This window comes from Clostridiales bacterium, from assembly GCA_025757645.1.
Lineage (GTDB): Bacteria > Bacillota > Clostridia > Oscillospirales > Oscillospiraceae > CAG-103.
Genome location: CP107216.1, coordinates 1,217,246 through 1,239,505 on the forward strand (window position 1 = coordinate 1,217,246; position 22,260 = coordinate 1,239,505).

The window sequence follows — 22,260 nt, forward strand, 5'->3', positions numbered from 1 at the left end:
ACTTTTGTTTGCATCATGCGCAAATCCCTGATATGATAAAACCGTATCCCTGTACGATTCGGCACGACCGAAAGAGGAGGTAATGCAATGAAACGTTTCCTGGCGCTGCTGCTGACGCTGGTCATGCTCGTGTCCGTCTGCGGCCTGCAGGCGTTCGCCGCTGACGGTGACACGCCTGCGGACACCGGCGACGAGCTGGTCGTCTACACGCGCTCCGGCGCAACGCGGACATTTCATGTCGGCGATACTTTTTCGTATACCTACTGGTTCCGGCTGACATCCGGCTCCGTCAACGAGATTACGGGCCATGTGCTGTATGACAGCCAGTGCCTGTCGGTCAATGCCGACGGCTGCAAGTTCCCGAACATGACCTCGCCCTCGACGAAAAACAACGCGGGCGACTTTGAGTTCCACGATACGTTCACGACATCGCAGGGCGGCGAGTTTGCCACCACGTCGCCGCAGACCATGGCGAACATTTCGTTCACCGTCACGCGCGGCGGTACGGCGTACCTGACGACGCTGCTCGAGGAACTGGAGATCCGCAAGTCCAACGGCGACAAGTCGCAGCTCGTCACGAATTTCAAGAACAAGAGCTGGTCGCCGACGATGTACTCCACGTTCGACTACCTGCAGGATGAAAAGCCGTCGCTGGCCTCCACGCCGCTGAGCGCCTCGTCCGACGTCGCGTGGTTCTATGCCGTCGACGCGGAGACCGGCGCGCCGATCCCGGCCGGTGTGACGTTTGAACTCACCGGCACGTCCGACAACGGCAAGCACATCGAGCGCACGGCCGTGTCCGACGCCTATGGCTTCGTCGGTTTCGGCACGGTGCCGTATGGCAAATCGTATTACATCCAGACGCGCACGGCGTCCGACGCTTCGGTGGCGTATATCATTAAGGACGGCGCGCGCATTTTGCCCGACGTGGAAAACGGCAAGCTGCGGCTCGATCACACGCTGCACTACAAAACGGCCGACCCGAGCGAGCTGCGCTCGATCACGGTCACGTTCGAGTGGACGAACGAGCAGATCGCACCCGATGAGGTCTATACCAAGGACCGGCCGACGAGCGTGTACATGGAGCTGAGCCGCAACAACGATGCCGTGGTCGTGGCGCACCATTCGTCCGATCCCGAGGACGGACAGGCCGTCTTTGACAACCTGCCCATCCACGATGATTACGGCAACGAGATCACCTATGTCCTGACGACAACGACGCTGCAGCATTACGATGCGCAGATCACGCGCACGGATACGGGCTTCCATATCAATTTCGCCTATCTCAATGACCATAACTGGGAGACGACCCGCACCGAACCCACCTGCACGGTGGATGGCTCCATTGTCTCTGTGTGCAAGGACTGCGGCGCGACCGACCGGGTCGTGCTGCCCATGACCGGCCACAAGCTGGTTTCTTCCGGGCACGATGCCACCTGCACGCAGGACGGTTATCAGCGCTACATGTGCACGCAGTGCGACTATTGGTATGAGAAAAAGACCCCGGCGCTCGGCCACGACTGGAGCGACTGGGATGTCCTTCTGGAAGCCGGCAGCAAACGGGATGGTATCAAGCAGCGCACATGCATGCGCTGCGGTGAGGTGGAGACGTATGCCATCCCGAGCGACCACCACGAGCACACCATGAAAAAGCACGTCGTCCAGCCGACCTGCACTGAGCAGGGCTACACGGAGTACCGCTGCATCAACAAGGCGGGTCTGCCGTGCGGCGAGCACTACATCGTCGAGGGCAGCCGCACGCCGGCGCTCGGCCATGACTACAGCGGCGACAGCGGCATCCGCACGATCGTCGAGCCGACCTGCACCACGAGCGGCCTGAAGGAATATAACTGCTCCCGCTGCGGCGACACCTATACGGAGATTATCGATCCGCTGCGGCACAATTACGAGCTCAAGCCGGAAAAAAGCAGAGAAGCAGACTGCACGCAGCCGGGCACGGAGTATTATGTCTGCGGCCGGTGCGGGGATGTGCATCTGGTGCGCATCCCGGCAAAGGGCCACGACTGGGGCGACTGGATTGTGGACAAGCAGGCCACGGACCAGACCGACGGCGCGCAGCACCGCATCTGCAAGGTCTGCGGCGAGCGGCAGGATGCCGCGATCCAGAAGCTGGATCATGTGCACAACCACATTCCCACGGTCATAGATCCGACCTGTGAGCAGCAGGGCTACACGCGCTACACCTGCGCCTGCGGCGATACGTATATTGAAGAGAGCAGCTATGTGCCCGCGCTCGGCCACGCATGGGCTGAGACTGCACGGCAGGAGCCGACCAGCAAGACCGTCGGCGTGATCACCTACACCTGCCAGCGCTGTGCCAAGCTGCGCTATGAATTCCTCCCCAAGACCGAACCGGTCGAGACATGGAAAAATCCCTACCGCGACGTGCGCAGCACCGCGTGGTACTATGAGGACGTGGCCTATGTCACGCAGAACAAGCTCATGGTCGGCACCTCAACGATGATGTTCTCGCCCAATGCCGTGATGAGCCGCGCCATGCTTGTCACGGTGCTCTACCGGATGAACGGCTCGCCGAGCGTGGCGGGCATGACCGCACCGTTCACGGATGTGCCGTCCGGTCAGTGGTACACGGACGCCGTCATCTGGGCGTATAACTGCGGCGTCGTCGACGGCACGAGCCCGACGCAATTTGCCCCCGCACAAAACGTCACGCGCGAGCAGATGACGAAAATGTTCTACGGCTATGCCGAATTCATGGATTACAACACCATGGCGGTCGCCGACCTGAGCGCGTTTGCGGACGGCGGGAGCGTTTCGTCCTGGGCGCAGACCATGATGGGCTGGGCCGTTGCCAACTCACTTATTAAAGGTGTGCAGGATGAAAACGCGACGTATCTGCGCCCGCAGGGCGTTGCCACGCGCGCCGAGGCGGCAGCGATCCTGCACCGCTTTGACCAGTGGCGCGTCAATGCCGTCGTCACGGGAAAATAAAACAGGAGGAGATCATACCATGGCCAATCTTGTCATTACAATCGGAAGAGAGAACGGCAGCGGTGGCCGCCAGCTCGGCAGCGAACTGGCAGCGGCGTTGGATGTCAAGTGCTATGACTCGGAACTCATCAACGAGACGGCGAAAGCGAGCGGCTTTGCCAAGAGCTTTGTCGAGACGCATGAGGAGCACCGTCCGGGCAGCTTCCTGTATTCGCTCGTGACGGGCGGCGGTGTTGTCGCCGACGAGCAGCCGTTCCCGGTGCAGATCTTTCAGGCGCAGTCGGAGGTCATCCGCACGATCGCCGCGCGCGAGCCGTGCGTCATCGTCGGCCGCTGCGCGGACTATGTCCTGCGCGACGATCCGAACGTTGCGCTCGTGAACCTGTTTGTGCACGCGCCGCTGGCTGCCCGCATCCGCCGCGAGAGTGCACGCACGAACACCACGCCCGCGGAAGCGGAAAAGCGCATCCGCCAGGTGGATAAGGAGCGCGCGGCGTACTATAACTTCTTCTCCTCCAAGCGCTGGGGCGATGCGCAGGCCTATGACCTGTGCGTCAATACCGACGGGCTGGAGATCAGCGACGTTGCCAAGCTCGTGCTCCGCTATCTGGAGCTGCGCGGTCTGCGCTGAATCAGCGGAATCATGATATAAGGAAAACCCGGCAGACGCTCAGGCGTCTGCCGGGTTTGTCATGTCGGGGAGATGGTCTGCGAGCTTTGCGTCCGGCACCGGCCGGATATCCGCCCCGGCCAGAGCGGGGCAGAGGTCGGGCAGGCACGCCGGATCTGCGATGAGCGCATCTTTCTGCGCGCGCGTCAGGCGCTTGATGCGCGCCTCGAGCTGCCGGGCGGTCGTGGCGGTGTCGGTCGTCAGCAGCAGCGCCAGCGCCGTGACCGGATGGCTGCGCGTGTACTTCGCGCAGCCGGGCAGACGCGCGACGTGCTGCCGCAGGCGGCGCGCAATGTCCGGCGTCATGCCCGTGTAGAGCGAGCCGTCTGCGCAGCGCAGAAGATAGACATAGTGGCGCTTATCCATGAAAAAGTCCCCGTTTCCCGTGTAAAATGCGTGAAAAGAGCATAGCACAAAACTGTCAATTTTTCAAACGCGCGCCTCTGCCGCATTGTGCAAAAGCGCGAATTCGGCTGCAAATATTCATTGATTCTCTGAATATTCGCGCGTTTTGTGAATATTCAAGGGAGAAATCCGAATATTCATGCACGAAAATGCTTGACAGCCTCACGCTCGCGTGCTATCATACGACCATACCAAACGGGGCGCGAGCCCCAATCTATTTTGTTTGAGGAAGAGGCTAATAAAATGAAGAAATTTGTTGCACTGCTTCTGGCAGTCCTCATGGTCGCATCTCTGTGCGCCTGTGGCCAGAAGGATACCCAGACGGGTTCGGACATCAAGACCGTGACCGCCGGCAAGCTCACCATGTCCACCAACGCGCAGTTCCCGCCGTACGAGTCCGTTGCGGACGACGGCAAGGGCTACGAGGGCACCGGCTTTGAAGGCATCGACATCGAGATCGCTTACGCTCTGGCGCAGAAGCTGGGCCTGGAGCTGGTCGTCGACGATATGGACTTTGACTCCGCTCTGAGCGCTGTCCAGACCGGCAAGAGCGACATCGTTGCCGCCGGCGTGACCGTCACGCCCGAGCGTCAGAACACCATGAGCTTCACCGACAGCTACGCCAACGGCGTTCAGGTCGTCATCGTGAAGGAAGGCTCCGATATCAAGAGCATTGATGATCTCGAAGGCAAGCAGATCGGCACCCAGCGCGGCACCACCGGTTATAGCTATTGCATCGATGATTACGGCGAGGACAGCGTGGTTCCCTTTGATGACGGCGCGACCGCCGTGCAGAACCTGCTCGCCGGTAAGGTCGACTGCGTCGTGATCGACAAAGCGCCGGCTCAGGAGTACGTCAAGGCGAACGCCGGTCTGACCATTCTGGACACCGAGTACGCCAACGAGGATTACGCCATCGGCATGGCTAAGGACAACACCGCGCTGCAGGAAGCCCTGAACAAGGCGCTGGCCGAGCTCAAGGCGGACGGCACCATCCAGTCCATCATCGACAAGTATATTTCCGCGAAGTAATCGCATCCAAAATGCAAACCACGTAAAGGGCGGCCAACTGCCGCCCTTTGCGCGTAGAAAGAAAGAGGTATCTACATGGGTAATTGGGCGCAGCTTTACGCCGACCTGACGGCGCAGCTGCAGGCCGGGCAGGCCCTCGGCTTCTGGGACAACGCCTTCGTCGGCTTTTACCAGAGCTTTGTGGCCGCCGGACGCTGGAGACTGTATCTGAACGGCCTGCTCACCACGCTCGAAGCGACGATCCTGGCGCTGCTGCTGGGCGTCGTGCTCGGCGTCGTCGTCGCGGTCATCCGCACGGCGCACGACCAGCAGCGCGCCGGGCACAAGAATGTGATCCTCGGCGTGTTCAACGCCATCTGCAAGATCTATACGACCATCATCCGCGGCACGCCGATGATGGTGCAGCTGCTGATCATGAGCCTCGTGATCTTCGCCAGCAGCCGCAACTATACCATGATCGGCATTCTGGCCCTTGGCATCAACTCCGGCGCTTACGTCTCGGAGATCGTCCGCAGCGGCCTCATGTCGGTCGACCCCGGCCAGATGGAGGCCGGCCGCAGCCTGGGCATGAACTACTTCACGACCATGCGCTTCATCGTCATTCCGCAGGCGATCAAAAACATCCTGCCGGCCCTCGGCAACGAGTTCATCACCCTGCTCAAGGATACGTCCCTCATCACCGTCATCGGCGGCAAGGAGATGACCTATGCGGCCAAGGCGGTCATCGCCAAGACGTATCAGGGCCTGTTCCCGCTGTTCGGCATCGCGCTGATGTACCTGCTGCTGGTCATGCTGTTTTCCAAGCTGCTCGGTGTGCTTGAAAGGAGGCTGCGTCAAAGTGATCGACGTTAAACATCTGTCCAAATCGTTCGGCGACCACCTCGTGCTCGATGATATTTCCGAGCACGTCAGCCCCGGCGAAAACGTGGTCATCATCGGCCCCTCCGGCTCCGGCAAGTCGACGTTCCTGCGCTGCCTGAACCTGCTCGAGCAGCCGACGGCCGGTACCATCACCTTTGCCGGCACGGAGATCACCGACCCGAAGGTGAATATCGACGCCATGCGCCGCCAGATGGGCATGGTGTTCCAGCACTTCAACCTGTTTCCGAACATGACCGTGCGCAAGAATATCACGCTCGCGCCCGTGCAGACGAAGCTCATGTCGCAGGCGGAGGCGGATGCAGAGGCGGACAAGCTCCTTGCCCGCGTCGGCCTGGCCGACCGGGGCGACAGCTATCCGTCCGCACTCTCCGGCGGCCAGAAGCAGCGCATCGCCATCGTGCGTTCGCTCGCCATGCACCCGAAGGTCATGCTCTTTGACGAGCCGACGAGCGCGCTCGACCCCGAGATGGTCGGCGAAGTGCTCGATGTCATGAAGGAGCTGGCGCACGAGGGCATGACGATGGTCGTCGTCACGCACGAGATGGGCTTCGCCCGCGAGGTGGGCGACCGTGTCCTGTTCATGGCCGACGGCAAGATCGCCGAGTCCGGCACGCCGAAGGATATCTTTGAGCACCCGCAGTGCGCGCGCCTGCAGGACTTTTTGGCCAAGGTGCTGTAAGTGACATTGCGACCGCGCAGCCTGACCGGCTGCGCGGTTTTCTGCGGAAAGGAGCCAGAATGCCGGAACTGACCTGTCCCGTCTGCGGCGGCGCGCTGCACCGGGAGGAGAGATCCCTGCGCTGCGGCGCAGGGCACTGTTACGATCTCGCGCGGCAGGGCTATGTGAATCTGCTGCGCACGAACCGATCCAAGGATAAGCGTCACGGCGACGATAAGCGCATGGTGGCCGCGCGCACCGCGTTTCTGGACGCGGGCTATTACGCGCCGCTGCGAGATGCCATCGCTGCCGCCGCGACGGAATACACCTCCGGAGATGCAGGCGTGCTCGATGCCGGCTGCGGCGAGGGATATTACACCGCCCACGTCCTGCACACGCTGCAGGCGCAGGGGGCAAGCCCCTCCGTGTGCGGCGTGGACATCTCGCGCGATGCGCTCATCTGCGCGCACCGCCGCGCGCCGGAGCTGACGCTGGCCGTGGCCAGCATCGCGCACCTGCCGGTCGCGGATGCGAGCTGTGACCTCGTGCTCAATGTCTTCGCGCCGCACGACGCGGCTGAGTTTGCGCGCGTGCTGCGCCCCCAAGGGGTGCTGCTGCGTGTCATCCCGCTCGAGCGCCATCTCTGGGGGCTCAAGCGGGCGGTGTACGACCACCCGTATGAAAACACCGTTCCCGACCCGGCGCTGCCCGGCTTCGCGCTCGCAGAGCAGCGGACGCTGCGCGGCACGATCACCCTGCGCACGAACGCCGACATCGAGGCACTGTTTTGCATGACGCCGTATTACTATAAGAGCGGCGCGCGCGACCAGGCCAAGCTCCACGCGCTCGACACCCTGACCACGGAAACTGAATTTGCCCTCCTGATCTACCGGAAAGCATGAAAAACGTTAGCACTCGAATCAAAAGAGTGCTAACGTTTACTTTTTGTTCATGATATATACTTTATTTATTCATAATTGTATAGTAATTTATATATCGTAAAGAGCGAGAGAAATAAATCGAACGCTCGAGAAAATGATTACCGTGTATAGAATTCTAGGAGGAATATAAAATGTTCGAAATCATGCCTTTTGACCGCAGAAGCTATCGTATGAGCTACAATCCGTTCCGCGAGCTGGAACAGATGGAGAAGAATTTCTGGGGTGACCAGCAGGTCAATCCGTTCCGCACCGACATTTCCGAGACGGCGGACGGCTATAAGCTTGAAGCCGACCTGCCGGGCTTCCGCAAGGAAGACATCCACATCGATATCGACGATGACATTCTGTCCATCCATGCCGAGCACAAGGACAGCAAGGGCGAAAAGGACGACAAGGGCGATTACATTCGCCGCGAGCGTTACTACGGTTCTTACTCCAGAAGTTTCAACGTGTCCGAGATCGACGTCGAGGGCATCAAGGCCGCCTATGAAAACGGAGTCCTGACGCTGACCATGCCCAAGAAGGCCCCGGCAAAGCCGGAGTCCAAGCACCTCGAGATCGAGTGATCGAGGGCCAAAATCGTTAAATCCTTTCATCTCTCATTTTCCTTTCATCCCCCTATCGAAAAGGCGTCCGGTGTCCGGCCGGGCGCCTTTTTCATGCCCGGCCGGACTTGACAGGGCGGGGGAGCGCTGTATAATAGGGTGACTTTGTCGGAATCGAGAGAACCGTTATGCAAAAACTCAGTCAAAAAACACAGGGCATCGTCTATGTCCTCATTGCGGCGTTCGGCTTTTCGCTCATGTCCATGTTCATAAAGCTGGCGGGCGATCTGCCGTCGTTTGAAAAGGCATTTTTCCGCAACTTTGTCGCGCTCATTTTTATCACCATCCTCATGCTGCGCAGCCGCACATCGTTCCGGCCGGAGCGGCGCAATCTCCCGGCGCTGTTCGGCCGGTGCTTTTTCGGTACGCTGGGCCTGCTGTGCAATTTCTATGCCATCGGCAAGCTGAACCTGCCGGACGCGAACATGCTCAACAAGCTCTCGCCGTTTTTCGCCATCCTGTTTTCGATCTTCCTGCTGCGCGAAAAGCCGAACCTTGTGCAGGTCCTTGGTGTGCTGGTCGCCTTCGGCGGCAGCGTGTGCATCATCAAGCCGAGCTTCGCTAATCCCCAGATGCTCCCGGCGCTGGCCGGCGTGCTCGGCGGGTTGGGCGCGGGCGCTGCGTATACGTTCGTGCGTTATCTCGGCGCGCGCGGGGAAAACGGCAGCCGGATCGTGTTTTACTTCTCGGCGTTTTCGTGCATCGTGTGCGTGCCGTTCGTGGCGCTGGATTATGCGCCGATGAGCCTGCTCCAGCTCGTGTATCTGCTGCTGGCGGGCGCGTTCGCGTGCGTCGGGCAGCTCGGCATCACGAAAGCCTATGTCTGCGCGCCGGCCAGGGAGATCTCGGTGTATGACTATACGCAGGTGCTCTTTGCCGCGGCGCTGGGCTTTTTCGTCTTTGGTGATGTACCGGACTGGCTCAGCGTCTTGGGCTATGTGCTCATCTGCGGCGCGGGCGTCGGCATGTTTCTCTATAACCGGCGGCACGACGCTGCCCATCCCTGAAAAAATCGGTTGACGCCGGATGTATGGGCATCCGGCGCCAACTTTTTTGCGTTTTTCATCACGGCGTGGAAAAGTGTTGAGCAACGCATCCCCCCTGGGAGCTTGTGCAGGAAGCGACTGGTGCGTTATAATCTTGTCATAAGAAACGAAGGGAAAGGGCGGTGCATCCTATGCATATGGCAGATGCGTTGCTCACGCCGGCGGTCGCCGGTGTGATGTACGCCGCTTCTGCGGTCGTTGCGGGGGCCTCGATCGTGGAGCTGCACAAGGAAGAAAAGCAGGATCTGACCTCAGCGGCCAAAAAGTTGCCGACCATGGCCGTCATGTCGGCGCTCGTGTTCGCGGGGCAGATGATCAACTACACCATCCCCGGCACCGGCTCGTCCGGCCATCTGTGCGGCGGCCTGCTGCTCACGTCCGTACTCGGGCCGTGGGCGGGATTTTTGTCCATGATCGTGATCCTCACGATCCAGTGCCTGTTCTTTGCCGACGGCGGTCTGCTGGCGCTGGGCGCAAACGTCTGGAACATGGCGTTTTACGGCTGCTTCGTCGGATATTTTCTCATTTACCGGCCGCTGATGCGCAGCCGCTGCTTTGCGCGGCGCGGCGAGCGGGCGGCGAACCGCCTCAAGATCACGCTTGCGTCCGTGCTCGGCTGCGTGCTGACGCTGCAGCTCGGCGCGTTCTCGGTCGTGCTGGAGACGACGCTCTCCGGCATCACGGATCTGCCGTTCGGCGCGTTCTGCGCCATCATGCAGCCGATCCATCTGGCCATCGGCCTGATCGAGGGCCTCATCACGGCGGCGGTGCTGCTGTTCCTCTATGAGGCGCGGCCGGAGCTGCTGCGCGATGTGCGCATGAGCGGCGAAACCACCGGCAAGGCCTCGTTCAAGGGCACGATCGCGGTCATCGCCATCGCGGCGGTGCTCGTCGGCGGCGGCTTGTCGCTGTTGGCCAGCGGCAACCCCGACGGGCTGGAGTGGTCGCTGTTCGGCAACAGCGACGCCGGCTACACGCAGAACATGGGCCTCGACGAGGACAGCTACGGCGTGCAGAGTAGCGCGGCCGACAAGGCCGGCACCGTGCAGGAAAAGACGGCGTTCCTGCCGGACTATTCCTTCGCCGGGAGCGATTCCGCGGCGGGCACGTCCGTGTCCGGCATCGCGGGCGCTGCCATCGTGGCGGCGGCAGCGGCGCTTATCTGCGGTGTCGGCGGCATCTGCCGGCATAAGAAAAACCATTCGCAATAATCAATAATCTCGATACCAGGCATCCAAATACGACCCATGCGGCAAGCTCCTCTCGGGGCTTGCCGCAATGGGCGTTTTTGTACAAACGGGGAGGTGAGCACACATGAACAAAGCGCAGCAAGCGAGCGTCGAGCTGCGGGCCATGGACGAGCTGGCGGCGCAGGATTCGCCGATGCACCGGCTCAGCCCGCTGTCCAAGCTCTTTGTGACCGTGCTCTACATCGTCGTGACGGTCTCGTTTCACAAGTACGATATCTCGGGCGTGTTCGTCATGGTGCTCTTTCCGCTCGTCGGTTATCAGGTCGGCATGATCCCGGTACATACGTGCTTTCACAAGCTGCGCGTGGTCATGCCGCTCGTGTGCGCGGTGGGGCTGTTCAACCCCTTCTTTGACAAGCGGATCGTGCTGTACATCGGCGCGGTCGGCGTCAGCGGCGGTGTGATCTCCATGCTGACGCTGATGATGAAGGGCATCTTCTGTCTCATGGCGTCGTTCCTGCTCGCGGCGACGACGAGCATCGAGGATATCTGCCGCGCGCTGCGGCAGCTGCACGTGCCGAAGGTGCTCACGTCGCTGCTGCTGCTCACATTCCGGTATATCTCCGTGCTGCTCGACGAGGCGGCCATCATGACGGATGCCTACCGTCTGCGTGCGCCGGGGCAGAAGGGCGTGCATATCTCGGCCTGGGGATCGTTTCTGGGCCAGTTGCTGCTGCGCAGCATGGACCGCGCGACCGCGCTCTATGAGAGCATGGAGCTGCGCGGCTATCACGGGGAGTTTCATTACGCGCAGGGCCGGCCGTCGAGTCGGGCCTCGTGGCCGTTTGCCATTGGGTGTGCGGCGCTGATCGTGCTGGCGCGGCTGTACAATCTGCCGGCGCTGCTGGGCGGACTTTTTGCCTGAGGAGGGGCGCATATGCTGTGTTTTGACCATGTTTCGTTTGCCTATCCGGGTGAGCGCACGATCTTAAATGACCTGTCGTTTTCCGTTTCCGAGGGCGAGCAGGTCGGCCTGATCGGCGCCAACGGCGCGGGCAAGTCCACGCTCATGAAGGCGGCGCTGGGGCTCATCACCGTCTCCGGTACGATCACGATCGACGGTCTGGAGATGAACCGTGACAACCTCGCGGACATCCGCCGGCGGCTGGGCTATGTCCTGCAGGACTCAGACAACCAGATGTTCATGCCGACGGTGTTTGAGGATATGCTCTTCGGCCCGCTCAATTACGGCATGCCCCGCCCGGAGGCGGAGGCACTTGTGGATCAAACGCTCGCAGAGCTGAACCTTACGCACCTGAAAAACCGCCGCAACCACAAGCTCTCCGGCGGCGAAAAGCGCATGGCCGCCATTGCGACCATCCTCGCCATGCAGCCGAAGATCATGCTCATGGACGAGCCGTCCACGGCGCTTGACCCGAAAAACCGCCGCACGCTCATCCGCACGCTCAATGCGCTGCCGGTGACGAAGATCATCGCAACGCACGATCTCGACCTCGTGCTCGAGACGTGCGACCGCGTCCTGCTGCTGCACGACGGGCAGATCGCGGCCGATGGGCCGGCGGGGGAGATCCTGCGCGACCGGGCGCTGCTTGAGCGGCACTCGCTGGAACTGCCGTTTTGCCTTGCCGGTGTGCCGGAGCGGGCAAAAGAATCGTGAAAAACGGCGCTTGAAGCCGTGGGCGCTGTCTGCTATAATAGCGCGTATTCCGGTGGAGAGCGAGGTCGATGTTTGCAATGAGCCGACAGCTCAAAGGTGCGCTAATGGCGGCGGGCGGCGGTGTGTGCTGGGGCATTTCCGGCACGATGGGGCAGTATCTGTTTACGCACGAGGCCATGCAGACCACGTGGCTGATCCCGATCCGTCTGAGCCTGGCGGGCCTGATTTTGTTTGTCTACTGGCTGGTGAAGGACCGGCGGCTGCTGTTCGCCCCGTGGCGGCAGCGGGATAGCGCGGTGATGCTCGTGCTCTATGGCATTTTCGGCATCAGCCTGAGCCAGTTTCTTTATTTTCTGACCATTCAGTTTTCCAACGCGGCCATCGGCACGATCATGCAGGATCTGTCGCCGGTGATGGTGCTGCTGGTCGCCTGCGCGACTGCGCACAGAAAGCCGCGCGCGTATGAGATCGTGAGCATCGTGCTGGCGCTGCTCGGCGTGATTTTGCTGACCACGCACGGCGACCTGACGACGTTTGCCGTGTCGCCAGTGGCGCTGGTCGCGGGTGTTGCGTGCGCGGTGTGCGTGACGGTGTATAACTGCCTCTGTCCGCGCCGGGAGCTGCACGATTATCCGGTCAGTCTGCTGCAGGCGTGGGCGTTTTTGATGGGGGCTGTGCTCTTCGAGCTGTCCATGCACCCGTGGACACTCGGCTATACGCCGTCACTGCGCGGTGTCGGCGGCATTTTGTTCGTGGTGCTCTTCGGCAACCTGCTGGCCTTCAACCTGTATATGACGGGCGTGAAGCTCATCGGCCCGGAAAAGAGCGTGCTCTACGGCTTTGCCGAGCCGGTCACGGCGGCCATTCTGGCCGTGACGCTGCTGGATACGCCGTTCACGGTCTGGGATGCGCTGGGCTTTGCCGCCGTGTTTGCCATGCTGGCGGTGCTGTCCGTCGGCGGAAAGAAATATGCCGAGCGGCTGGAAGTGTAAAATTTAAAAAGAAAAACGGAGCAGATACGGGGGGATGTATCTGCTCCGTTCCTGTTTATGAGGGATGGTCATTCCTCTCATAACGGTTGTCCCACGCGGTGTACCCCACAGCACCGGATGTACCTACGTAGTACAGGTTCATTATTTCACAGAAAACTTGCCGTGTCAACAAAAAACTGTTGCCTTTTCACGCTTTTCTGTCACAAAAAGCGCTAAGAAACTGCGCGTTTCTGTACAGGCCGTCCGGCAGACGCAGCATCCTCCTGCGTCCCTTTTTTACCCTGAGGGCGTGTGGTCGCTGCGAAATTTACCACCTCGGGCGGCGACTGTTCAAATCAACAGGCCGTACCGGCCGCACAGCGGCAGCAGCGCCGACTCCGGGAGCGCGCCCTCATACAGCGCGCGGCCCTGATAGGCGCGCAGTGCGGCCTCAAGCAGCTCCGCGTCGTCGCAGACGAGGCACAGCGGCTTGCTCAGCAGATACTGCACGTCGGTCAGTGCGTCGATGTCCTCCCAGGCAGCGACGCGCAGCGCAACCATGGGCTCGCTGCCGTCGAGCGCATCCGCCAGCCGGTCTTCGAGATCCGGCCCGGCGGTCAGCACAGGGCCGTGCCCGGCGTCCGTCGGCAGGTAGCAGGGGAGCTTCTCCGTCGCGGCCGGGAGCAGGTCCGTGTGCTTCGGTGCGGGCGGGACGAATTTCGCGTCCTTGAGGGCCGCGTGCAGCGCGGCGATATGCTCCGCCGTCGTGCCGCAGCAGCCGCCGAAAACGGCCACGCCGGCTTCCAGCATCGGCTGCACGAACGCCGTGAATTCCTCCGGCGTGCAGTCATATACGGTCTTGCCGCCGACGGTGATGGGCATACCGGCGTTGGGCTTTGCGATCAGCGGCACGCGGGCGTATTCCCGCAGGCGGCGCAGCTGCACGAGCATCTGTTCCGGCCCGGTCGAGCAGTTGAGCCCGAACGCGCTGATGCCCATGCCCTGCAGCACGGTCAGCGCGGCGGTCACGTCCGTGCCCGAGAGGCTGCGTCCGCTCTCGTCGCACGTGAAGGACACGAAGATCGGCTTGTCGCTCACGCTGCGCACGGCCAGCACGGCGGCGCGTGCGTCCGAGAGCGTCATCATCGTCTCGATGACATACAGATCGACGCCGGCCGCTTCGAGTCCGGCCGCCTGCTCGGTGTAGATATCGACCAGATCCTCGAACGATGCCTCGCCGAGCGGGGCGAGAAACAGGCCCGTCGGCGCGAGATCGCCCGCGATCCATGCCTTGCCGCCCGCCGCTTCGCGCGAGAGCGCGGCGAGGCGGCGGTTGTAGTCCGCCGTCTGGTTGAAGATGCTGCGCTCCTCGAGCTTCTGCCGGTTTGCGCCGAAGGTCGGCGTGTAGAGCACCTGGCTGCCGGCGGCAACGTAGCCGCGCTGGATGCCCACAATGACGTCCGGGTGCTCGAGCGTCCACTGCTCGGCGCTCACATCACCGCCGTAGCCGCGCTTTTGCAGTTCGGTGCCGGTCGCACCGTCGAGGATGAGGGGAAAACGGATCTCCATGGTCATGACCTCCGTGAAATGTTATGGTTGCGGAAACGACAGATCGTCGGTAAAGGCCGCGGCAAAATCTGCGCGGCCGGACAGCTCCAGATAGTCGCATGCCCGGGAAATATTCCCGATGCGCTGCCACTGCGCGGGGTCGAGCGTGAGCGCGGCCGCGCCGGCGAGCGCCGTGTTGCCGAGCGTGTGCAGCTTGCCCGCGCACGCGCGCGGGAGCATGCCGATGGCCATGGCGCTCTCGGGGTCGAGATAGCTGCCGAAGCCGCCGGCAAGGTACACGCCGTCCACCTGCTCCGGTGCGATGCCGCGCTGCTGCAGCAGCACGCGGATGCCCGCCGCGACGGCGGCCTTGGCCAGCTGTAAGTTGCGCACGTCCGCCGCCGTGAGAGATACCTCCGGCGTCAGGTGAAAGCGGCCGTTGCCGTCGTCATCGCGCGTCAGATAGCGGCGCAGGGGCATTGGTGCGTCCTCCGGCGGCAGCAGCCGCCCACCGGGCGCGATCACGCCGAGGCGCAGCAGCACCGCCGTCAGGTCGAGCAGGCCGGAGCCGCACAGCCCCTTCGGTTCGCCGCCGCCGATGACATCGTACAGAAAGCCGCGGTCATACCGTACGCGGCTGATGGCGCCGTCCACGCCCGGCATGCCGCACGTGATGCCCGCACCCTCAAAGGCCGGGCCGGATGCCACGGCGCAGCAGACGAACCCGCCGCGGCCGCCGAGCGCCATCTCGCCGTTGGTGCCGATGTCGAGAAACAGGTTCTCGCCCGGCAGCTCCGCCAGCCCGGCGGCCAGCAGTCCGGCCGTGATGTCCCCGCCGACGTAGCCCGCCACGCAGGGAGCAAAGTGCACCGGCACGCCGTGCAGCGTTTCGTCTCCGGGTGCTGCAAAGAGCGTCTCCGGCCGGAACGGCGCTGCGGCGATGCCGCGCACGGAGTATCCGGCGAAGAGGTGCTGCATGACGGTGTTGCCGGCGAGTGTGATCTCGCGCAGCGTGCCCGGCGTGCGGCCGCTGCGCGCGAGCGCGTCCGATACCAGCGCCCAGATCTGCTCGCGGATGCGCCGCGAGAGCTCCGGCAGGCCGTCCGGCTTCTCAAGCGTATACTGGATGCGGCTGATGACGTCAGCCCCATAAGGGGCCTGCGCATTCCAGCCGCTGCAGGTTTGCAGCTCTGTGCCGGACGAGAGATCGTACAGCCGCGCGACGACGGTCGTCGTGCCGAGGTCGACGGCGGCGGCGCAGCCTGTGCGTCCCGGTCGGCAGGCGGGCAGCGGCACGGTGCCGGTCAGGATCGTGCCGCCGGCGGTCTCTGGCAGCGTGACGGTGTCGCCGTCCGCCGGATAGACCCGGCAGGCGAGCCGGGGCACGCCGTTGACCGGTACGCGGCACTTGCCGCAGCGGCCCTTTCCGCCGCAGGCGGCGGGAATGGAATAGCCCGCGCGCCGCAGAACGGACAGCAGCGTCTCGCCGGCCGGCAGGGGAATGGTGCGGACATGGCCGTTTTGTTCAATTTGGATGCTTGACATGGCCGCCGCCCCCTTATAAGATATAGGCACATTCTAAGCAGTGAGACTTTGCTTTGTCAAGAGGCTTTGCATATGAACGATCCCGAGACGCTGGCCGCGCAAAACGGCTTTTCCCACTGGGCACAGCTGAATATGGCGGCGGCGGTGCCGCTCGAGGCGGTACGCGATATGTGCGCGTCCGGCCGCTGCGGCCGATACGGGCACAACTGGGCCTGCCCGCCCGGCTGCGGCAGCATCGAGGCGGCTGCGCGACGCATCGCAGGCTTTGACGCCGGCATCCTTGTACAGACGACCGGGACGCTGCGCGATGATTTCGATTACGAATCCATTGCGGCCACTGAGCGCGCGCACAAGCGCCGCTTTGCCGACTTTGCACGCCAGATGCGCCGACTCTGTCCCGGCTGCCTGCCGCTGACGGCCGGCAGCTGCACGCTCTGTGCCCGCTGCACGTATCCCGACCGGCCGTGCCGCTACCCGACCAAACGCCTGTCGTCCATGGAGGCGTATGGTCTGTTCGTGAGCGATATCTGCGCGCGCTCGGGCCTTGCCTACAACTACGGCCCGCGTACCATGACGTATACATCCTGCGTTTTATACAACAAGGAGTGAAAACCATGTCCACACCGAAAGAGATCTTCCTCGAGCTCATCCGGCCCGACGGCCAGCCGGAGCGCCAGCTGCGCCAGTATGAGGCGCTGCACATGTGCCTCACCGACCCGTGCAACACCTACCTGCGCGGCAACCGCAAGCGCGGCACGACGAGCGTGGACCGCTGGGGCACGACGATCCTGTTTCCCGAGGATGCACCCGGCCCGATGCCGGATACGCGCGAGGGCCTTGCCGTCTGCCCGGACGTCACGCGCTGGCGCGAGACGGTGCACGCGCCCGATCTGGAGGCCGCCTGCACGGAAGGGTGGGACACCTGCCGCGCCGAGGCGCGCGCCGCCTGCGGGTCGGATCACCTGTTGGCCGGGTTCATGGGCACGGGCATTTTCGAGCAGTGCCACTTCCTCATGGGCTTTGAGGACACGCTCACGAATCTCTACGCGCATCCGGACGAGATGCACGCGCTTATTGACTACATCACGGAGTACCGCCTGACGTATGTGCGCATGCTCATCGACCATCTGCAGCCGGATGTCATCTTTTCGCACGACGACTGGGGCACGAAAAACGCCCTGTTCATGAAGCCCGAGATGTGGCGGGAATTCTTCAAGGAGCCGTACCGCCGGTTTTATGGCTACATCCGTTCGCGCGGCGTCATTGCCATCCACCACGCGGACTCCTATCTTGTGCCGATCGTGGACGACATGGCCGAGATCGGCATCCAGGTCTGGCAGGGCGTCCTGCCGGAAAACGACATTCCCGCCCTGCAGGCACACTTAAACGGGCGGCTCACGCTCATGGGCGGCTTCGGCGCGGCCATCGACCGCAAGGACGCGACGCCCGAGGACATCCTCACCTATGCCCGCGATGTGCTCAAGCGCAACTGCCCCGGCGGGCACTACATCCCCTCGATCACCTACGGCCTGGCGGGCACTGTCTACCCGCACGTGGACAAATACCTCAACCAGGCGGTCGATGAATACAACGCAGCGCTGCATGTGCCGGTGACGCACCTGCCGCCCGTGCCGCGCCGGAGCGTGCACGCCGCGGCCGCGCCGGCGCAGAGCGCGCCTGAGGCCGAGCAGCCGCAGGGCGATGTGCTCTCGCGCATCGCGTCCGCGCTCGTGCGCGGGCAGCAAAAGCGCGTGCTGCAGCTGTGCTCCGAGGCGCTCGAGAGCGGGCACGGCGCGCAGGAGATCCTCACGGACGGCCTTGTGCGCGGCATGACCATCCTTGGCGAGGATTTTTCGGCCAACCGCGCCTTCGTGCCGGAGATGCTCATCGCAGCGCGCTGCATGGCGGCGGCGACGGAGCTGCTCAAGCCGTACATGACGGGGGAGAGCAGCGAGACGATCGGCCGCGTCTGCCTCGGCACGGTGCGCGGTGATATGCACGACATCGGCAAGAACCTCGTCAAGATCATGATGGAGGGCAGCGGGCTGGAGGTCGTGGACCTCGGCGTGGACGTCACGGCGGAGCAGTTCGTGGACACGGCGATCGAACAGCACTGCGACATCATCGCCTGCTCCTCGCTGCTGACGACGACGATGCCGGAAATGCGCGATGTGGTGGAGCTGGCGAAGGCCCGCGGCATCCGCGACCGGGTGAAGATCTTTGTCGGCGGTGCACCCATCACGCCCGGCTACAGCGACGAGATCGGCGCGGACGTCTACTGCCCGGACGCGGCCACGGCCGCGCGCTCGGCCGTGGCGCTGCTGCGCGGCGCGTAAGCGCATAAAAGACATAATGCAGGAATGTGTCTCTGCCGGACGAACATACGCCGGTCGGAGACACTTTCATTTTTTGGAAGGAAATTCAGCGAAATGGATAGAGAAAAATCGAAAGACCGGGATTATTTCAGGTTCTTGAATAATTGCTTTTCGGTGCCGCCGGATTTATAATCAAGGCGTTCCAACAAGTGAACACAGACACTTTCAGGTATAGGCGGGGAAGTCACATGGGCCCCGCGTCTCTACCGGGCGGCCCTTGAATTGCCCGACTACCGGAATGCAGCACGCACAGCGCCAAACCGCTGTGTGAGCTTTTCCGTTTCGGTGGAGGGTCGCAGATCGCAGACGCTCCGCCGTTTTTTTATTTGGATAGAGAGCGGAAACGCTTTTTATGGTTGATAGCAGCTTATGATTTCAGGGAGGGATTTTGATGCGTACACGCAAGGCAAAGGATCGCTCGCGCCTCATTCAGGCGGCCATGGGTCAGATCCCGTGCGATCTGACGATCGGCAACGTACAGTTTTTCAATGCCATTACGGGAGAAATCTATCCGGCCAGTGTCGACATACTGGACGGATTTGTTGTTTTGGTGCGTGAGGAAGGGCAGGAGGCAGTCCTGCCGTCCAAATCGTACTACGACGGTCAGGGCCGCTACCTGATCCCCGGCTACATCGACACGCACATGCACATCGAGAGCACGATGATGATCCCCGAAAATCTCGCCCGCGCCATTCTGCCGTGGGGCACGACGACCATCTGCACCGACCCGCACGAGATCGGCAACGTCATGGGTCTCGACGGCGTGCGCTTCATGCTTGAGAATGCGAAAAAGTCCAAGCTCCGCCAGTACGTGCTCGCTCCGTCGTGCGTCCCGTCCTTGCCCGGCATGGAAAACGCCGGCGCGGAGTTCCTCGCCAGAGAAGTCGGCGAGCTGCTGGACATGGACGACGTCATCGGCATTGCCGAGATCATGGACTACGTCGGCGTTATTCACGACAGCGAGCGTATGCACACCATCATCGACGAGGGTATCCGCCGCGGCATGTTCCTGCAGGGCCACGCGCCGTACTGCTTCGGCCGTGAGCTCGCGGCCTACCGCATCGGCGGCCCCGTGTCCGACCACGAGAGCGTGAACGCCGACGAGGTGCGCGCCAAGCTCCGCGCCGGCATGCACATCAACCTTCGCGCCAGCTCCCTCATTGATAACCTTTCCTTCCTTGTCGACGGCTGCAAGGATCAGCCGTGGCGCGATTTCGTGTCCATCTGCACGGATGATGTCCACGCCAAGGATCTGCTCACCGTCGGCCACATCAACAACGTCGTGCGCAAGGCGGTCGCCTCCGGCCTCGACGGCCGCGAGGTCGTCAAGATGGCGACGTTCAACGCCGCGCGTGAGTATGGCTTTGACGATCTCGGCGCGATCGCGCCGGGCTACATCGCCGATATCCAGCTCGTCGACGCACTTGACGGCAGCCGGCCGAAGGCCGTGTTCACCGAGGGCGTGCTCGTCGCGGAGGACGGCAAGTACCTCGGCGGCGACTGCAAGACGGCGGACTACGACCTGCCGAACACCGTCGATCTGCCGCAGATCACGGGCCCCGAGTCCTTCGAGCTGCGTGTGCCGGAGGGCTACACCGGCGATACGATCCGCGTCAACGTCATGGTGTCCGAGGACGGCAACCGCATCCTGCGCCACGTCGAGCCGGTCGAACTGCCGGTGCGTGACGGCGTGGTCGACATCAGCGGCGATCCGACGCTCGTGTTCGTCTGCTGCGCCAACCGTTATGGCCGCGGCGGCAAGACGATCGCCGTCTACCGCGACTTCGGCCTGCGCGCCGGCGCGCTCGCGTCCACCATTTCGCACGACAGCCACAACTTCACCGTCAGCTACCACGATCCGAAGGACGCCTTCCGCGCCGCCGAGATCCTGCGCGCGTGCGGCGGCGGTGTCTGCGTGATCGACGGCGAGCAGGAGACGCACATCGCCCTGCCGGCTGCCGGCCTCATGAGCCAGAAGCCCTGCGCCGAGGTCGCCGGCGAGATCGCGGCCGTGCAGTCCGCGCTCGATGTCATCAGCGACGGACAGCTCACCCTGCTGGCGACCGCCATCATGGCGCTGCCGGTGCTGCCGAGCGTGGTCATTACGGATATGGGCCTCGTCAACGGCGCCAACCAGACGTTCGTACCCGTGTTTGCGGATGCGGAAGCATAAATCAACCAGAGACAGAGAAAGGATAAGGAGCTTTTGATGGATAAACTCTTCAAACTCAGCCTGCGCGGTACGGATAAGAAAACCGAGATCATCGCGGGCCTGACCACCTTCATGACCATGGCGTATGTGCTGGCCGTCCAGCCGGCCGCGATCTGCGGCGGCGAGGCGTACATCACGGATGTCAACGGCGTTGTCATCACCAAGTCCGCCATCATGATCACCTGTGCGCTCGTGTCCGGCCTCATCACGCTGCTGATGGCCTTCTACACGAACTTCCCCTTTGCACTCTCGACCGGTATGGGCTCGAACTTCATTCTCGGCGCGCTCATCCAGTCCCAGGCGCTGAGCTTCGGCGCCGCCATGGTGATCACGCTCATTTCCGGTATCGTGTTCGTGCTGCTGACGGTCTTTGGCCTGCGCGACCTGATCGTGCGCGTCATTCCCAAGAACATTAAGATCGCCATTTCCGCGTCCATCGGCTTCTTTATTGCCTACCTCGGCTTCAAAAACTGCGGCATCGGCTCGTTTGAAAACGGCATCGCCCTCGGCAACCTCACCGATCCCGCCGTGCTGCTGGCCATCGGCGGCCTGCTGCTCATCATTGTGCTCAACGCCCTGAACGTCAAGGGCGCCATCCTCATCAGCATCATTGCCACCACGCTCATCGGCATCCCGCTCGGTGTGACGACGCTCAACGGCGTCGCCGCCGTGCCGGACTTCGGCGAGCTGGGCAACGTCATGTTCAACCTCGATTTCAAGGGCGTGTTCACCGCGAGCGGGCTCATCCTTGTGTTTGTATGTTTCTTCGGAGATTTCTTCTCCACGCTCGGCACGGTGCTGGCCGTCGCCAACCGCGCCAACATGCTCGATGAAAACGGCAACCTGCCCGGTATCGAGCGTCCCTTCCTCGTCGACGCTATCGGCACCTGCATCGGCGCGCTGACCGGCAACACCACCATCACGACCTTTGTCGAGTCCACCTCCGGCGTGGAAGCCGGCGGCCGCACCGGCCTGACCGCGCTCGTCACCGGCATCATGTTCCTGCTGACCATCTTCCTCGCGCCGCTGTTCGTCGCCATCCCGTATGCCGCGACCGGCCCGGCGCTGATCTATGTCGGCTTTCTGATGCTCAAGGGCTTCACGGAGATCGACTTCACGGACTTTGACGAGGCCATCGGCCCCTGCGTCATGATGATGTTCACGGCCTTCACCGGCAACATCACCAACGGCCTCGGCGCCGGCATCATCGTGCACGTGCTCGTCAAGCTCGTGCGCGGCAAGGCCAAGGAGATCCACCCGATCATGTACCTGCTGTGCGCGCTCATGGTCCTGTACTTCATCGTTGGATAACCTGCGCCGCTCTTCATAAATGCAGAAAGCCTCCGGCGGATCTTCCGCCGGAGGCCTTTTTTGCGCGCTTGGGAAAAACAAGATCGCCAAGGTACGATGTACCTTGGCGATCTTGGTGCGGGAGATGGGACTTGAACCCACACGTCTATGGTTGGACACAGGCACCTCAAGCCTGCCTGTCTACCGATTCCAGCACTCCCGCATATGCACTTTTCAAA

The 22,260-nt window shown here is 62.4% G+C and carries 19 protein-coding genes, 1 tRNA gene, 1 pseudogene and 1 riboswitch; of the genes and pseudogenes, 17 read left to right on the forward strand and 4 right to left on the reverse strand.

Annotated features, from left to right (window positions below):
* The first annotated feature begins 87 nt into the window (after positions 1-87).
* Both OGM61_05705 and OGM61_05710 read left to right on the forward strand, forming a co-directional pair.
* Positions 88-2,973: an S-layer homology domain-containing protein gene (locus tag OGM61_05705; GenBank protein UYI83368.1), complete on the forward strand. Its 2,886-nt coding sequence runs from the start codon at positions 88-90 to the stop codon at positions 2,971-2,973.
* A gap of 19 nt (positions 2,974-2,992) precedes the next feature.
* On the forward strand, positions 2,993-3,604 hold the full coding sequence (locus tag OGM61_05710; protein UYI83369.1) for a cytidylate kinase-like family protein: 612 nt from the start codon (positions 2,993-2,995) through the stop codon (positions 3,602-3,604).
* 39 nt (positions 3,605-3,643) lie between these two features.
* On the opposite strand, the gene OGM61_05715 is transcribed toward OGM61_05710, so the two are convergent.
* Complete coding sequence (locus OGM61_05715) at positions 3,644-4,009, reverse strand: GIY-YIG nuclease family protein (GenBank protein ID UYI83370.1); 366 nt, start codon at positions 4,007-4,009, stop codon at positions 3,644-3,646.
* A 282-nt stretch (positions 4,010-4,291) separates the two neighbouring features.
* On the opposite strand from OGM61_05715, the gene OGM61_05720 reads away from it, so the two are divergent.
* The 10 genes from OGM61_05720 to OGM61_05765 all read left to right on the forward strand — a co-directional run bounded on the left by OGM61_05720 (position 4,292) and on the right by OGM61_05765 (position 13,072).
* A complete protein-coding gene (locus OGM61_05720) occupies positions 4,292-5,080 on the forward strand; it encodes an ABC transporter substrate-binding protein (GenBank protein ID UYI83371.1) in 789 nt (262 codons plus the stop codon).
* 75 nt (positions 5,081-5,155) lie between these two features.
* Positions 5,156-5,932, forward strand: a complete 777-nt coding sequence (locus OGM61_05725) for an amino acid ABC transporter permease (GenBank protein ID UYI83372.1) — start codon at positions 5,156-5,158, stop codon at positions 5,930-5,932.
* Positions 5,919-6,641: an amino acid ABC transporter ATP-binding protein gene (locus OGM61_05730; GenBank protein ID UYI83373.1), complete on the forward strand. Its 723-nt coding sequence runs from the start codon at positions 5,919-5,921 to the stop codon at positions 6,639-6,641. The genes OGM61_05725 and OGM61_05730 overlap by 14 nt, the downstream gene beginning before the upstream one ends.
* Before the next feature lie 59 nt (positions 6,642-6,700).
* Positions 6,701-7,522 carry a methyltransferase domain-containing protein gene (locus tag OGM61_05735; GenBank protein UYI83374.1) on the forward strand — a complete coding sequence of 274 codons (822 nt, stop codon included), beginning with the start codon at positions 6,701-6,703 and terminating at the stop codon, positions 7,520-7,522.
* Between the two features lie 170 nt (positions 7,523-7,692).
* On the forward strand, positions 7,693-8,127 hold the full coding sequence (locus OGM61_05740) for an Hsp20/alpha crystallin family protein (protein ID UYI83375.1): 435 nt from the start codon (positions 7,693-7,695) through the stop codon (positions 8,125-8,127).
* A gap of 167 nt (positions 8,128-8,294) precedes the next feature.
* The gene (locus OGM61_05745) at positions 8,295-9,173 is read left to right on the forward strand and encodes a DMT family transporter (GenBank protein UYI83376.1); all 879 of its coding nucleotides are present in this window, start codon (positions 8,295-8,297) and stop codon (positions 9,171-9,173) included.
* A gap of 170 nt (positions 9,174-9,343) precedes the next feature.
* Positions 9,344-10,423, forward strand: coding sequence for an energy-coupling factor ABC transporter permease (locus OGM61_05750; protein ID UYI83377.1), 1,080 nt, complete (start codon positions 9,344-9,346; stop codon positions 10,421-10,423).
* A gap of 103 nt (positions 10,424-10,526) precedes the next feature.
* A complete protein-coding gene (cbiQ, locus tag OGM61_05755) occupies positions 10,527-11,327 on the forward strand; it encodes a cobalt ECF transporter T component CbiQ (GenBank protein UYI83378.1) in 801 nt (266 codons plus the stop codon).
* A gap of 12 nt (positions 11,328-11,339) precedes the next feature.
* The gene (locus tag OGM61_05760; protein UYI83379.1) at positions 11,340-12,080 is read left to right on the forward strand and encodes an energy-coupling factor ABC transporter ATP-binding protein; all 741 of its coding nucleotides are present in this window, start codon (positions 11,340-11,342) and stop codon (positions 12,078-12,080) included.
* A gap of 77 nt (positions 12,081-12,157) precedes the next feature.
* Complete coding sequence (locus tag OGM61_05765) at positions 12,158-13,072, forward strand: DMT family transporter (GenBank protein ID UYI83380.1); 915 nt, start codon at positions 12,158-12,160, stop codon at positions 13,070-13,072.
* 330 nt (positions 13,073-13,402) lie between these two features.
* Here OGM61_05765 and OGM61_05770 read toward each other — a convergent pair whose 3' ends face one another.
* Both OGM61_05770 and OGM61_05775 read right to left on the reverse strand, forming a co-directional pair.
* Positions 13,403-14,620, reverse strand: a complete 1,218-nt coding sequence (locus OGM61_05770; GenBank protein UYI83381.1) for a homocysteine S-methyltransferase family protein — start codon at positions 14,618-14,620, stop codon at positions 13,403-13,405.
* A 21-nt stretch (positions 14,621-14,641) separates the two neighbouring features.
* A complete protein-coding gene (locus OGM61_05775) occupies positions 14,642-16,144 on the reverse strand; it encodes an ASKHA domain-containing protein (protein ID UYI83382.1) in 1,503 nt (500 codons plus the stop codon).
* A gap of 72 nt (positions 16,145-16,216) precedes the next feature.
* On the opposite strand from OGM61_05775, the gene OGM61_05780 reads away from it, so the two are divergent.
* From OGM61_05780 to OGM61_05800, 5 genes and pseudogenes are all read left to right on the forward strand, one after another.
* Entirely contained in the window at positions 16,217-16,753 is a 537-nt protein-coding gene (locus tag OGM61_05780; protein ID UYI83383.1) for a DUF2284 domain-containing protein, read from the forward strand.
* A gap of 206 nt (positions 16,754-16,959) precedes the next feature.
* A pseudogene (locus OGM61_05785) lies at positions 16,960-17,673 on the forward strand (uroporphyrinogen decarboxylase (URO-D)).
* A 174-nt stretch (positions 17,674-17,847) separates the two neighbouring features.
* Positions 17,848-18,480: a corrinoid protein gene (locus tag OGM61_05790; GenBank protein UYI85565.1), complete on the forward strand. Its 633-nt coding sequence runs from the start codon at positions 17,848-17,850 to the stop codon at positions 18,478-18,480.
* Between the two features lie 186 nt (positions 18,481-18,666).
* A riboswitch (purine riboswitch) is annotated at positions 18,667-18,772 on the forward strand.
* A 138-nt stretch (positions 18,773-18,910) separates the two neighbouring features.
* Positions 18,911-20,692: an amidohydrolase family protein gene (locus tag OGM61_05795; GenBank protein ID UYI83384.1), complete on the forward strand. Its 1,782-nt coding sequence runs from the start codon at positions 18,911-18,913 to the stop codon at positions 20,690-20,692.
* Positions 20,693-20,728: 36 nt separating this feature from the next.
* Positions 20,729-22,042 carry an NCS2 family permease gene (locus tag OGM61_05800; protein UYI83385.1) on the forward strand — a complete coding sequence of 438 codons (1,314 nt, stop codon included), beginning with the start codon at positions 20,729-20,731 and terminating at the stop codon, positions 22,040-22,042.
* Between the two features lie 113 nt (positions 22,043-22,155).
* Here the strand turns inward: OGM61_05800 and OGM61_05805 are convergent.
* Positions 22,156-22,244 (reverse strand) — tRNA-Leu (locus OGM61_05805).
* Positions 22,245-22,260 lie beyond the last annotated feature (16 nt).